Below are 14,058 nucleotides of genomic sequence, written 5' to 3'. Positions count from 1 at the left end.
GATAACCATCCCGGGGGACGAACTCGCGAAGGCGTCAGGGCGTCGTGCAGCCGAGGCTTGTGGTCAGCGCGGCGGAGTAGTTGTAGAGCAGGTCCGCGTTGGCGCGTGAGAGGGTGCCATCGTCGGTGCGGGGCTCGAGGCTGGCTTGGAACGTGAGGAGCTTGCCGCAGGCCGTCCCGTCATTGCCGCGCTTGTTGTCGGTGAGAACCTTCACGGCCTGCTTGAGGGGTGCGGCGAGACTCACCGCGACCTTCTTCGGCAGCCCCAGCCCGTTGATCCCCTGCACCAAGAGGGTCACACCCGCCGCACCCGCTGGAACGTTGACGATGACATCGAACGACGCTTGCGCGGGATTGCCATCCAGGTCGGTTGCGGTGCAGTTCACGACCGTCGTTCCCGGCCCGAACACCGACCCGGACAACGGCGCGCACTCCAGGGGGACGACCCCGTCGACCGCATCGGTGGCGGATGCCACGTACGTCACCAGCGCGCCGGCGAGCATGGTGGCGGGGACGGTGATCGGCGCTGGGACGGTGATGACCGGCGGCACCCCGCCCGCAGTCATCTCGTACACGTACACCGAACCCGCGCGGTCGAGGTCTTCGTCGGTGAAGGCGCCGACCACCACCGTGGAGTCATCCACTGCGACTGACCAGCCGTACTCGTCGAAGAACTCGGGAGCGGACGCCGTGAGCTTGATCCCGGCGCCGAGCCCGGAGCCGACCGGCTTGTACACATACGCCGCGCCCGCATGGCCGGCAACCCCGCCGGCCCCGTCGGGCACGGCGGCGCCGTAGGCGCCGACGACGACCACGCCGCCATCCACCGCCACTGAGCTTCCGTAGGCATCGCCGGTTGCGGCGTCCGTCGCGGTGAGCTTCGTCGCGGTCCACCCGGCGGTTGTCGTGGCCGGCGAATACACGTACGCCGCCCCCGCATTCGGGGCCTTCTCATCATCCCCGTTAGCGCCGACCACGATCCGGCCGCCGTCCGTCGCCACCGAGAACCCGTACCCATTGTTGATTGCGCTGTCGGTCGCGGTCAGCTTGGTCGCGCTCCACAGGCCGTCGCTGCCCCGCTCATACAGGTAGGCCGAACCCGCACCGGCGCCCTTCTCGTCATCCTGGAAAGCGCCGACCACCACAAGGCCACCACCCGCCGCCACCGCGCCCCCGAAGAAATCGCCGGGAGTGCCGTCGTAGGCCACTGTCGGGGTCCCCACCCAATCGCCGAGAGCATTTCGCTCGTATAGCCAGACAGCCCCCGCCTCAGCCTGCCGCTGGTCGTTGTTCGGGGCGCCGACCACCACCAGGCCACCGTCCACTGCGACGGAGTAGCCATATTGGTCGCCGGCTGCGCCGTTGGCCAGCTTGGTCCCTACCCAGACGCCGGAATCATCCTGCTGATACACATACGCTGACCCCGCACGGACGCCGTTTTCGTCATCGCGGGGGGCGCCGACCACCACCAGGCCGTCATCCACCGCGACCGATAGTCCGAAGCCGTCGCGGGCGGTGCCATCGGGCGCGAGCAGCTTGATCCCCGTCCCCCAGGTGCCTGCGCCATCGCGCTGGTACACCGACACCGACCCTGAATCGTCACCGTTGACGTCATCCAGGAAAGTTCCGACCACCGCCAGGTTGCCATCCACTGCCACCGAATACCCGAACTGGCTGCCAACGGCGCCGGCGGTCGGCTCGAGCTCGGTCTCGTCGAAACCGGTCGCCGCCACCGCAGGGACCGCCGCTGCGCCCGCGAGCACGAACGCGGCCACCACCCCGATCGCGATCCGACGAACTCCGAGCGCACGATGAATAGCCATTTCGATGTCCCTTCGAGCACAACGTTGTGTCCCGCAAGGCATCCCCAATATGACCACGTCGCGCGCTTGCCGCACGCGACGATCCCCAGTCGTCCAGACAGGCCCCCAGTGAGGCTGACCGTAGCAGTGGCCCCACACGCATCACAAGAGCACACCTGACACAGCGACTCGTCGCGGGTCAGCACCGTCCTCGGCGCGTATCCTGGCCGTTGAGCAACAGCAGGTCTCGTCGTCGGGCACGCTTGACGGAAGCGCCTCGTGCGGACGAATGAAAGGTTCCCTGTGAAGATCTCTGACCTTCAACGGTTTGTCGCACTCGTGGACGAAGACGTGCACTTTCCGCGGGCCGCCGAGGCCCTCGGCATCCCGCTCCCGTCCCTCTACTCGTCGATGGACAAGCTCGAAGAAGAAGTCGGCCATCCACTCCTGACCAACACCAAGAACGGGCCGATTCTGTCCCCCGCGGGAACGCTGCTCCTGGAAGAAGCGAAGCGACAGATCGCGGCGGCTCCTGCCCCGGCGGACAAGCCTAAGGTGCCCGCGGGCGGCAAGGCCAAGGCCTCGAAGGGCAAGGGACGAGGCAAGGTGCTCAAGGGGCAGCCGAAGCCGTACAAGAAGCGCCAGGGCCGCTAGCAGCGGCCCCTTCGACGAGCTCAGGGACCGGAGCGGAAGCTCAGGGACCGCGGTGGAAGCTCAGGGAATGCAGTGGCCTACAGCTCCATGACCTGACCCGCTTCGACCCGCCACTGCCGGTCGGTCTCGACCGTCGCCAGCATCCGGCGGTCGTGGGTCACGAGCAGCAGGGTGCCGTCGTAGGACTCGAGCGCCTGCTCGAGCTGCTCGATGGCCGGCAGGTCGAGGTGGTTCGTCGGCTCATCGAGCACGAGCACGTTCACCCCGCGCGCCTGCAGCAGCGCCAAGCTGGCGCGCGTGCGCTCCCCCGGTGACAGCTCATCGACCGGGCGATTGACGTGATCGGCTTTGAGCCCGAACTTGGCGAGCAGGGTGCGCACCTCGCCGGACGCGAGGGCCGGAACGAGTTCTTCGAACGCCGCGGCGAGCGGCTGAACTCCCACCAGCAGCGAGCGCGCCTGGTCGATCTCGCCGACCTGCACGCTGGCGCCGAGACTCGCCGTCCCCTCGTCCGGCTGCTGCGTGCCGAGCAGCGCGCGCAGCAGCGTCGACTTGCCGGCGCCGTTCGGCCCGGTGATGCCGATGCGCTCCCCCGCGTTCACCTGCAGCGACACGGGGCCGAGGGTGAACGCCCCCTGCCGGAAGACCGCCGAGCTCAGCGTCGAGACCACGGAGCTCGACCGCGGCGCTGAGCCGATGGTGAACTCGAGCTGCCACTCCTTGCGCGGCTCGTCGACCTCTTCGAGCCGGGCGATCCTGCTCTCCATCTGGCGCACCTTCTGCGCCTGCTTCTCACTGGACTCGGTCGCCGCCTTGCGCCGGATCTTGTCGTTGTCGGGCGCCTTCTTCATCGCGTTGCGCACACCCTGGCTCGACCACTCCCGCTGGGTCCGAGCCCGCGCGACGAGGTCGGCCTTCTTGTCGGCGAACTCGTCGTACTTCTCCCGCTGGTGCCGCCGGGCGGTCGCGCGCTCTTCGAGGTACGAGTCGTAGCCGCCGCCGTAGAGCCGGTTAGAGTTCTGCGCGAGATCGAGCTCCAGCACGCGCGTCACACAGCGGGCGAGGAACTCGCGGTCGTGGCTGACGAGCACGACTCCCCCACGGATGCCGCGGACAAAGGCCTCGAGCCGCTCGAGGCCGTCGAGGTCGAGGTCGTTGGTGGGCTCATCGAGCAGCACGATGTCGAAGCGAGACAGAAGCAGCGCCGCGAGCCCGACGCGGGCCGCCTGACCGCCGGAGAGCGAGGTCATCGTCGCCTGCTCGGCCGCTGCCCCGTTGAGGTCGAGGCCGAGGTCGGCGAGCACGACCGGGAGACGCTCATCCAGGTCGGCCGCGCCGCTGGCCAGCCAGCGATCGAGCGCCGCCGAGTAGACGTCAGCTGGATCGGCGCCGTTCTCGCTCAGCGACGGGTCGCCGAGGGCTTGGGCCGCGGCATCCATCTCACTCGTCGCCTCAGCGCATCCGGTGCGCCGCGCGATGTACTCGGCGACGGTCTCGCCCTGGACGCGTTCGTGCTCCTGCGGCAGCCAGCCGACGAAAGCATCGGAGGGCGCCAGTGCGATGGTGCCCGCCTGCGGCTCGTCGACGCCGGCGAGCAGCCGCAGCAGGGTGGACTTTCCCGCTCCGTTCGCACCGACGACCCCGATCACGTCGCCCGGGGCGACGGTCACGTCAAGCGAGTCGAAGAGGGTGCGATGGCCGTAGCCTCCGGCGAGGCCCTGGGCCACGAGTGTTGCGGTCATCCATCAATTCTCGTTGAGCGCTCGGGTGCATAATGCACCATCCCGACTCCTAGCGAGCGCGCACCCCTGAGCTCTTGAGCTCGAGATTGGCCAGCGCACGCATGACGTCCTCGTCACCGCGCCGCCAGGCGGCCATCGCGTCGGGATCGATCTTCGAGAGCGCCGAGACCTTCTGGGTGGCGAGGGCCCGCAGCGCGAGAAGGTCGACGCCCACGCCTGACTTGACCATCGCCTTGGCGTGGCCCGCCTTGCGCGCGAATCGGAACCTCGGCACGAACCAGAGCAGGATGATCGTGAGCATCGGCAGAAGCGCGATCCCGATGCCGAGCCACATGGCGAGCTGGTGGATGGCCTCCTGCTGGCTGACCCCCGCAGCCTCGAGCATCGCACCAGCCTCACTTGCTGCGTCGAAGGGGACCCTGATTGCTTCGCCTATACCGAACACTCCACCGAGGAAATCGCCTACGTCGGTCATGGTGTGCTCGAAGCCATCGCCCGCCTCTGCCATCTTCTGACCGAATACGGCGAGCTTGTCGACCAATCTGTACACGCCGATCCCGAGCCACACCCAGAGGGCCATCATGGCGAGGGCGAGCAGGTCGCCGAGGATCTGGCGGGTCCGGCGAGGGCCATAGTCGGAGTACAGCCTCATGACTTCATGCCCATCGCAGATACGACGCGAACACTCATAGATCCCCTTTTCGGCGCACGACAGCGTGACAAAGGTGCTGGCGTTTGACCGCCAGTCCCACACGGGTCGATCGGATAGCGCCCCAGCGCTTCGACCCTCACGCGCAATCCTACGTGGCGCGCCAGACAGTCCACTCAGCGGAGGCTCACCTCGCGCGCTTGGGCCCTCGAGGCTTGTCCAGGCCGATGCGGATGCGGGTGCGCTTGCGCTCGAAGATGATGAAGGCCATGCCGATGAGCCACAGTGGCACCTGCATGAGGAAGGCGAACCGGAACGCCTCGAGCGAATAGGTGTCGGGAGTCCCGGCACCCTGCAGGTCCAGAGCAACACCGATGAGGTAGATCGCGATCAGGCCGGCGAGGAACCCGCCTGAGTTGGTGATGCCGGTCGCCGTGCTGAGCCGATGGCTGGGGTTGTGCGTGCGCGCATGGTCGAACGCGATCATCGATGCCGGGCCACCGGTGGCCAGCGCGATCGCCAGGACGAACAGCAGCCACAGCGGGGCGGGTCCCGGCCACGCGATCACGACGAGCCAGACGAGCATCTGGATCGCCACCGTCGGGAGCACCAGCGCGTGGGAGCGCAGGTGCGGCAGGCGGGTGGACAGAGCACCGAGAACTGGCCCGAACGCGATGCCGGCCAGCACCATGGTCGTCGTGATCGCCGCGGCCTGGGCGGGCGTCGTGCCTTCGCCCTCGGTGAGGAACGGGATGCCCCACAGCATGATGAAGGCGGTGCCGGCGAACGGCGTCGTGAAGTGAGACCAGAAGGCGAGCCGGGTGCCCGGGTGCGACCACGCAGCCCGGATGCCGACGCGGTTGTCGATTGCGGACGTGACGACCCTGATCGCTCCCGTGTCGGTATTCACGGAGACATCCGCCGTGCGGTCGGGAGCGTGATTCCGGATGACGCCGAACACCAGAACGGCGAACAGCACGCCGAGCCCGGCGAGGCTGCCGAACGCGATCGACCACGTGGTCGCGTGCAGGAGCGCAGCGAGCGGAATGATCGCGATGATCTGGCCGAGCTGCCCGAAGATCCCGGTCAGCTGAACCATCACGGGTGCGCGCTGAGCCGGGAACCACGTCGAAATGAGCCGGAGGACACCGGGGAAGACTGCCGCGTCTCCGGCACCGAGCAGCATGCGCGCCGCGATGGCGACGCCCACGTTGGGCGAGAAGGCCATCACCAGCTGCCCAACCGCCATCAGCACCATCCCGATCGCCATGACCGGACGTGACCCGAAGCGATCGAGCAGCACCCCCACCGGGATCTGCATGAATCCGTAGACGCCGAGCTGCAACACCGCGAACAGCGAGAGGGTCGAGGCATCGACGTTGAATCGATCGGCCGTATCGACGCCGACCGCAGCCAGCGAGGTCCGGTTCGTGACCGCCAGAACGTAGGCGGCGACGCCGACGCCCCAGATCAGCCACGCACGCCACGACGACGTGGAGCGCATGGGAAGGGTCACAGAAGTCCGACGTCGAGGGGCGTGGTTTCGTCCAGACTATCCCGCCGTCACCACCAGTACCGGCCCCGCAGCATCTCGCCGAAGTCCTCCGGCGCACCCCGCCCGGTGTGGCGGGAGCCGAGGTAGCTCTCCACGACCGCTCGCCCGAGGTCGTCCAACTCGGGAGTGACGACGCTGCCGCCGGCGCGGCGCGCGAGCGCGCCCACGAATCGCGCGAGGCCGGGGTCGTCCCCCAGCAGGAAGAAGGTCGTCTGGGCGCCGAGCCGATGCACCGTGTCGAGCTCCCGCACCGTGACGGCGACCGTGCGCGGATCCGGCGGGTAGGCGAAATGCACCGAGCCGTCCGGGTTGAGATGCGACGTCGGCTCGCCGTCGGTCACGATCAGCAGCACCGGCTGCGCAGTCGGGTTGCGCCGGAAGTGCCGCTGGGCGAGCAGCAGCGCGTGGTGCAGGTTCGTGCCCTTGTCCCACACGCCGTCCTTCGCGGTCAGCTCCTCGATGTCGACGACCTCCGCGTGCCGTGCGAACGCGATCAACTGCAGACTGTCGCCGCGGAAACGGCTCGAGATGAGGTGATGCAGTGCGAGTGCCGTGCGCTTCATCGGCACCCATCGCCCGTCCATCACCATCGAGAACGACGTGTCGACGAGCAGCGCGACGGCGGCCTGCGTGCGCTCCTCGGTCTCGACCACCTCGACATCGCGCGTCTCGAGTCGGACTCCGGATGCCGCGTCCCCGCCATCCGCGACGGTTCGCAGCACCGCGTTCGAGACCGTGCGTGGAATGTCCCACGGCTCGGTATCTCCGAACGCCCACTCTCGAGTCGAGCCGGTGCGGTCGCCCGCGGCGCCGGCGTTGCGCGTCTCGCGGCGGCCGGTGCGCCCGGACTGACGTGTCGCGATGTCGCGCAGCAGCGCACGGCCCAGCTGCCGCATCGCCCGAGGGGTGAGCCGGAGCGCCCCGTCTGACGCACGATGCAGCATCCCGGTGTCCTTCAGCTCCTGCTCGAGGTCGCGCAGGGCGCGCGCGCTGACGGCGGCATCGTCACCGACGAGCCGCCCGAGCGCATCAACATCGATGTCGTCCATGCGCGCGCCCGGATACGACTGACCCAGTTGATCCGACAGGGAGTCGAGGTCGGCGAGATCCTGCATGATCCCGGTCGCCTCGCCGAGACCGACGCCCTCTTCTCCGGAGAAGGATGCCGACCCGCTCCAGTCCTCGCCGGGTCGGAGCGAGCGCAGGTTGTCGTCGAGCCGCGACAGCGACTGCATGAGCTCCGGCGAGCCGAACGCCTGCGCGGCCAGACTCGCAAGCTCCTCGCGCTGCTCGGGAGTCATCGAGTTGAGCATCCGCTGGGCTGCCGCCGCGCGCTCGGCGAGCGTGTCCAGCAGCTCGTCGAGATTCTTCGGGTTCTCGGGGAACTGGTCGCCGTGCTTGCGCATGAACTCGTCGAAGTCCTCCGCAGTGTCTTCTCCGAGCCGACGCTTTTCGAGCAGGTCGTTGAGATCGCTGAGCATGTCGCGGATCGCCTGGCGATCGGCATCCGTCGCGCTCTCCAGAGCGTTCTTCATGCCCGCGAACCGCTGGTCGAGCATTTCACGGCCGAGCAGCTCTTTGATGCGCTCGTAATCGGCACGCGCCGCGGGGCTGTGCCACTCGTAGTCGGTCAGGTCGTTCACGGCGGCCGCGGTGCTGTCGGGCAGGTTCTCGAGCCGCATCTCGGCGAATTCACGGGCGTCGTCGTCCAGGTCCACGTCGTTGGCGAGGCGTTTGCGCTCTTCGAGCACGGCGTGGTCGAGGAGCCGCCGCACCTCCTCCAGGGTGCCGTCGAGACGATGACGAGAGACCAGTTCGGCGCGCCGCTCGCGCACGCGCCGCGCCAGGTCGTCGAGGCCCAGCCGGTCACGGGAGCCGCGGCGCAGGTACTCGCGCATCGCGCGCTCGGCGGAGGTGCCCGACATCACATCGAGCCCGATCGCCTCCAGTGCCTCTTGGACCGGAACGGGCGGAGCGAGCGGATCCGGCCCGCCGGCGTAGCGTCCGTAGCGGTTGGTGTGCGCGGCCGCGCGATGGAATCCGCGGACCATCAGCGGCCCTTCGACAAGCTCAGGAACCGGTTCCCCGCCGGTCGTTGAGCGAGCATCGGTCGCTGAGCCTGTCGAAGCGTCCGATGCGACTCCGGGCCCTTCGACAAGCTCAGGGACCAGACCTTCTGGCTCTCAGCCATACACGGTCTCGCCATCGGCGCTGTCCTTGCTGATCCGCCGTTCCAGGTAGAGCGCCTCGAGCAGCAGTTCGAGCGCACCCGCGCGCTCCCCCGGCGTGTGTGCGTCGAGCCGCTCGGCGACCTCCTCGTACAACTCGGACTCGCCGAGCACCGGCATCGCCGCGAGCACGTCGGCGGCGGGCACCTGCTCGCCCGTCATCACCGTCGCCCCATCGTGCAACGCGTCAACGAGCGCTCTCGCGTCGATCCCGCGCAGGTGCGTCCTCGCGGTCTCGACGATCGCGGTGCGCAGCAGATGCTCGAGGATCGCGCGCTCGCGGCCCTCCTCGCCGGTCTCGAACTCGATCTTGCCGCCCAGCACGTCGACGGCCGTCTCCAGGTCGACGGGTCGCGCCACCCCGACATCTTCGTGCTGACGCGTCGCGCGGTGCAGCGCGGCCGCCGCGATGGTCTCCGCGCCCGCGATCGCGAACCGCGCGGACACTCCGGCACGCTGGTCCACGGCATCCGATTCCCGAAGATTGCGGGTGAAGCGCGCCAGCACCTCCAGCAGGTGCGCGGGCACTGCGGCGACGAGGTCGGCCTCCTGGCGGATGACCGCGACCTCCTCTTCGATCGTCGGCGGGTAGTGGGTGCGGATCTCCGCGCCGAAGCGGTCCTGGAGCGGTGTGATGATGCGGCCGCGGTTGGTGTAGTCCTCGGGGTTGGCGGTGGCCACGACGAGCACGTCGAGGTTGAGGCGCAGCACATAGCCGCGGATCTGGATGTCGCGCTCTTCCATGACGTTCAGCAGCGACACCTGGATGCGCTCGGCGAGATCGGGCAGTTCGTTGATGGCGACGATGCCGCGGTGACTGCGCGGGATGAGCCCGTAATGGATCGTCTCGGGGTCGCCGAGCGAGCGCCCCTCGGCGACGCGGATCGGGTCGACGTCGCCGATCAGGTCGGCCACCGAGGTGTCGGGAGTCGCCAGCTTCTCGACGTACCGCTCGTCGCGGTGCCGCCACGCGACCGGAAGGTCATCGCCCAGCTCGGAGGCGCGACGGACGGATGCCGGGGTCACCGGGTGGAAGGGATGCTCGCCCAGCTCCGATCCGGCAATGACCGGAGACCACTCGTCGAGCAGGCCGGCGAGGCTGCGCAGCAGGCGGGTCTTACCCTGACCCCGCTCACCGAGGAGGACGACATCGTGCCCCGCGAGCAGGGCGCGCTCCAGCTGCGGGATCACGGTGGTGTCGAATCCGTGGATGCCCGGCCACGGATCGCGTCCGTCCGCGAGGGCCGACAGGAGATTCTCGCGCAGTTCGACGCGCAGCGGCCGGTACGTGTGCCCCGACGCGCGCAGCTGTCCGGTCGTGGCGATGGCGGAAGGCGATGAGGTCATGACGAGAGAGTAGGTCGCCTGCGCAGGACTGAGGGCCGGATGCCGCAAATTGCCCACGGTCATTTTCGAATGCGGTAGCGGTGCTCCGGGCGACCAGTTGATCCATAGCGGAGAGTGACCTCCACATCCCCCCGGGTCGCCATTGCGGCGAGGTGTCTCTGTGCCGTCGCCCGAGACAGACCCGCTCGGCCGGCGATGTCGCTCGCGGACGACTCACCGCCCTGCAGCAGGTCGATGAGCAGCTTCTCGGTGGTCGAACGCGAGGCGGAGGCCGCTCCGGCATCCCGACCAAGCAGCACGCGCTGCGCCCTGTCGATCGTGTCTTGGTCAAGACGGCGATCGTCCACAGCGAGATTGCGGAACCGCCGATACGCCTCGAGTCGCTCGCTCAGCAGCGCCGGTTCGAAGGGCTTGATCAGGTAGCCGAGGGCGCCGGCCCGCCACGCCCGGCGGACCGTACCGCCATCCGACGCCGCGCTGATCACGAACGCATCCACGTCGATCTCGGCGACGAAGGTGATTCCGTCACCGTCAGGCAGGTAGACGTCGCAGAGCACGAGAGCGGGGTGCAGATCGCGAACCGCCGCGCGTGCGGCGCGAACTCCTCGCACCGGCTCCAGCGCGGCGAAGCCGGGCTGCGCGGCGACGATGTCCCTGTGGAGGCCTCCGACGTGGAAGTCGTCGTCGACGACGAGGACGGTGATCTGATCTGTCATCGGGTTCCCTCGCGTTGCGGTTGAGTGGGCGCGGTCATGACGCCGGGAAGCCGTGCACAGAAGACCGCCCCAGAAGTTTCCTGGTCACCAGCGGCGGCGAGCCAGACATCCCCGCCCGCACGTGCTGCCACTTCCCGGATCAGCGGCAGGCCGATGCCTCGACCGTGAACCGCGTCAGGGTCCGGGTCCGCGCGCGGTCGATCGGTGAACGGGTCTTCGCCCTCGGCGACTCCTGCACCCGAGTCCGAGACCGCCATCACCAGCGTCTCGTCGTCATCGAGGAGTTCGACGATGAGCCATCGCGGCTCCTCGCCGCGCACCGCCGCAGCGACCGCGTTGTCGACGAGGTTCGAGAGCACGATCGCCACGTCTTCCGGCTTCGCGACGATGCCTCGCACCAAGGAGTCAGCGCTCACGGTCAGTCGCACTCCGCGCTCAGCCGCCTGCACGGCCTTCGCCTCCAACAGCGACGCCAGGAACGGCTCGGTCATGTGGTCCCCCAGGGGCAGGGCGGCAGAGGTCTGCGACGCCTCGAGAACCTCGTCGAGGTAGTCCCGCGCATCCGGGACGCGCCCGGCGTCGATGAGACCCGCCGTGACATGGAGACGATTCGCGAACTCGTGGCGCTGCACGCGCAGCGCATCGGTCATCGACGCGACCGTCTCGAGGCGATCCGTGAGGGTCACGACATCGGTGCGATCCCGGATCACGGCGATCAGGCCCAGATCCCGATCGGCGCGCGACACCGGGCGAGTGTCGATGAACACGACATGGTCGGCCAGCACGAGGGGTTCCGCGGCATCCGATTCTCGCCCGTCCGTCGTCGACCCGGACAGGGCGCTCAGCACCGCAGGCGGAAGGTCGAGTCCATCGACGCGACGGCCGACCAGGTCTGAGACTCCGAGCAGTCGTGTCGCCGTATTGTTCGCGACCGTCACGATGCCGTCTGGCCCATAGGCGAGCACCCCGTCGCCGACACCGTCGAGCACGGCCGCCTGATTCTGCACAAGGGCGGCGAGCTCCTCGGGCTGCACACCGAGGGTGAGCCGTTCGAGGCGCCGCCGAAGCACGAGCGACACGATCGCACCGAGGCACAGCGCCGCAGCGGCGGCGAGGGCCACTCCTCCGAGCAGCAGCGGAAGCTCTTGGAAGACGCTCGTGGTCGCGAATCCGACGCTGACTTCGCCGACCGGCTCATCGGTATCGGGGTCACGGACAGGGACTTTCGCCCGGGCCGATTCGCCGAGCGTGCCCGACTCCCATGCGACGGTCTCGCGCCCGGCGAGCGCGTCCGAGAAGTCTGTGCTGACGACCGCGCCCAGCAGAGCGGGGTCTGGGTGCGCGAGGCGGATTCCGTGGTCGTCGGTGATCACAATGAACAGCGCGTCGGTTTCGGCCTCTGCCGCGGTCGCCAGTTCGGCGAGCGGCCCGCCGCGCAGGCTGGCGTTGGTCGGCGTGCCGGGATCCGCCGAGATCCGCGCCACGCCGCTGCGTACGTCGGAGTCGGCGGCGATCGTACGAGCGATGGACAGGGCAGAGCTCTCCGCTTCGGCCCGAAGCTGCTGCACGCCGATCCCGACGAAAACCCCGGTGCAGATCGCGACGACTGCGGTCACGCAGGCCAGTTGAAGCAGCAGCAGCTGCGTCGAGAACCGCATCGCCGCCTCCTCGCGGCGCATTGAGCGAAATGCGCAGAACTCACGATATGCGCAATACGTGCATCAAAGCGAGATACCGGATGCCGCGCCGATGCCGCGGCTAGGTTCGGCGAATCGCCACTCGCTGCGGCAGTGGCAGGCATCCGGCATCAGCCGATCTGTCCGCACCATCCAGACAAAGGAGTCGAAGTGCTCGTCATCCTCGGATTCACCATGATCCTGACCTTCATGGTGCTCATCATGACCAGGCGACTCACCCCGATGGTCGCCCTCATCCTCGTCCCCACCATCTTCGGCCTCTTCGCCGGCGCTGGTCTCGGACTCGGCGACATGATCATCGAGTCCATCGGAAATCTCGCGCCGACGGCGGCGCTGCTCATGTTCGCGATCATGTTCTTCGGCATCATGATCGACGTCGGGCTGTTCGATCCGCTGATTCGGTTCATCACCCGGTTCCTCGGCAACGACCCTGCGAAAGTAGTGCTCGGAACGGCCATCCTGGCCGGCGCAGTTTCGCTCGACGGCGACGGATCGACCACCTTCATCATCACGACGTCGGCCATGCTGCCGATCTACCTGCGCCTGGGCATGAGCCCCGTCGTGCTCACGTGCGTGGCAGGCCTCATGAACGGCACGCTCAACATCGTGCCGTGGGGAGGTCCCACCGTTCGAGCGGCGTCAGCGCTCGGCGTCTCGCCGACCGAGATCTTCGTACCGATGCTGCCCTCGCTGGCGACCGGGCTCGTCATCGCCCTCGTGTTCGCGTGGATGCTGGGCCTGGGCGAGCGCAAGCGGATCGGCTCGCTCGAGTACTCATCGGCGTTTGCCTCCACGGATGCCGCCGCCGGCGAGCCGCCGACCCTCTGGCGCCGGATCATCGGTGGAAACCGAGTCGTTCGCGGCGCCGACGTCAAGCCGGGAGCGGCAGCCACCCTCTCGACGACCGGTCTCGTGACCGTGCGCCGGGGGCAGCGGATGCCGGCCGGACTGGCTGCAATCGCCGAGCAGAAGGTACTCGAGGACGAAGATCTCGACACGATGATGGCTGACACCATGCTGCGAGCGGATCGCCCGACACTGCGGCCCAAGCTCATCTGGGTCAACCTCGCCCTGACGCTCGCGGTCATGGTGCTGCTGGTGCTCGACCTCATGCCGCTGGCCTACATCTTCATGGTCGGCACCGCGCTGGCCCTCGTGATCAACTTCCCCAAGCTTCGCAGCCAGGCCGACGAGATCGTGGCCCACGCCCCCAGCATCGTCGGCGTCGTCTCCATGGTGCTCGCCGCAGGCGTACTGGTCGGCGTGCTGAACGGCACCGGCATGGTGACCGCGATGGCCGACTGGGTGGTTCAGGTGGTGCCCGCCTCGATGGGTCAGTACCTCGCGGTCATCACCGGAGTGCTCTCCATTCCGATGACGTTCTTCATGTCGAACGACGCGTTCTACTTCGGCATCCTTCCCGTGCTCGCCGAGAGCGCGGCGACCTACGGCATCGCCCCCGTCGAAATGGCCCGCGCCTCGATCACCGGCCAGCCCGTCCATCTGCAGAGCCCGCTGGTTCCGGCCATCCTCCTGCTCGTCTCGCTCGCAGGGGTCAACCTGGGCGACCACCACAAGAAGGTGCTCTGGCGCGCGTGCGTGATCTCGCTGGTGATGCTGCTGGTCGGTGTGCTCGTGGGCGCGATCCCCTTCGGCTGAGCATCAGGCA

At 68.3% G+C, this 14,058-nt stretch carries 10 protein-coding genes; 2 read left to right on the top strand and 8 right to left on the bottom strand.

All coding sequences use genetic code 11. The annotated features are described in order from the left end of the window. Positions 1-34: 34 nt before the first annotated feature. The gene (locus ACXJ3V_RS10280) at positions 35-1,822 is read right to left on the bottom strand and encodes a hypothetical protein (RefSeq protein ID WP_457100203.1); all 1,788 of its coding nucleotides are present in this window, start codon (positions 1,820-1,822) and stop codon (positions 35-37) included. Positions 1,823-2,104: 282 nt separating this feature from the next. Here ACXJ3V_RS10280 and ACXJ3V_RS10275 point away from each other — a divergent pair, with 282 nt between their 5' ends. Continuing rightward, positions 2,105-2,455, top strand: a complete 351-nt coding sequence (locus ACXJ3V_RS10275) for a LysR family transcriptional regulator (protein WP_457100202.1) — start codon at positions 2,105-2,107, stop codon at positions 2,453-2,455. Positions 2,456-2,532: 77 nt separating this feature from the next. Here ACXJ3V_RS10275 and ACXJ3V_RS10270 read toward each other — a convergent pair whose 3' ends face one another. The 7 genes from ACXJ3V_RS10270 to ACXJ3V_RS10240 form a co-directional block, all read right to left on the bottom strand. After that, positions 2,533-4,197, bottom strand: a complete 1,665-nt coding sequence (locus ACXJ3V_RS10270; RefSeq protein WP_457100201.1) for an ABC-F family ATP-binding cassette domain-containing protein — start codon at positions 4,195-4,197, stop codon at positions 2,533-2,535. A gap of 49 nt (positions 4,198-4,246) precedes the next feature. Further along, positions 4,247-4,849 carry a hypothetical protein gene (locus ACXJ3V_RS10265; protein WP_457100200.1) on the bottom strand — a complete coding sequence of 201 codons (603 nt, stop codon included), beginning with the start codon at positions 4,847-4,849 and terminating at the stop codon, positions 4,247-4,249. Between the two features lie 184 nt (positions 4,850-5,033). Then, positions 5,034-6,350, bottom strand: a complete 1,317-nt coding sequence (locus ACXJ3V_RS10260; protein WP_457100199.1) for an MFS transporter — start codon at positions 6,348-6,350, stop codon at positions 5,034-5,036. A 59-nt stretch (positions 6,351-6,409) separates the two neighbouring features. Beyond that, positions 6,410-8,452, bottom strand: a complete 2,043-nt coding sequence (locus ACXJ3V_RS10255) for a vWA domain-containing protein (protein ID WP_457100198.1) — start codon at positions 8,450-8,452, stop codon at positions 6,410-6,412. Between the two features lie 132 nt (positions 8,453-8,584). Continuing rightward, a complete protein-coding gene (locus ACXJ3V_RS10250) occupies positions 8,585-9,976 on the bottom strand; it encodes a sigma 54-interacting transcriptional regulator (RefSeq protein WP_457100197.1) in 1,392 nt (463 codons plus the stop codon). A 59-nt stretch (positions 9,977-10,035) separates the two neighbouring features. Beyond that, a complete protein-coding gene (locus ACXJ3V_RS10245; protein WP_457100196.1) occupies positions 10,036-10,692 on the bottom strand; it encodes a response regulator in 657 nt (218 codons plus the stop codon). Then, on the bottom strand, positions 10,689-12,350 hold the full coding sequence (locus tag ACXJ3V_RS10240; RefSeq protein ID WP_457100195.1) for an ATP-binding protein: 1,662 nt from the start codon (positions 12,348-12,350) through the stop codon (positions 10,689-10,691). Before ACXJ3V_RS10240 ends, ACXJ3V_RS10245 begins: the two co-directional genes overlap by 4 nt. A 213-nt stretch (positions 12,351-12,563) precedes the next feature. Between ACXJ3V_RS10240 and ACXJ3V_RS10235 the strand changes: the two genes are divergently transcribed. After that, on the top strand, positions 12,564-14,048 hold the full coding sequence (locus ACXJ3V_RS10235) for a CitMHS family transporter (RefSeq protein ID WP_457100321.1): 1,485 nt from the start codon (positions 12,564-12,566) through the stop codon (positions 14,046-14,048). Positions 14,049-14,058 lie beyond the last annotated feature (10 nt).

It is taken from the genome of Microbacterium sp. P5_E9 (genome assembly GCF_054049175.1).
Note: the sequence above shows the minus strand (reverse complement) of the source record. Positions and strands in the feature narration are given on the sequence as shown.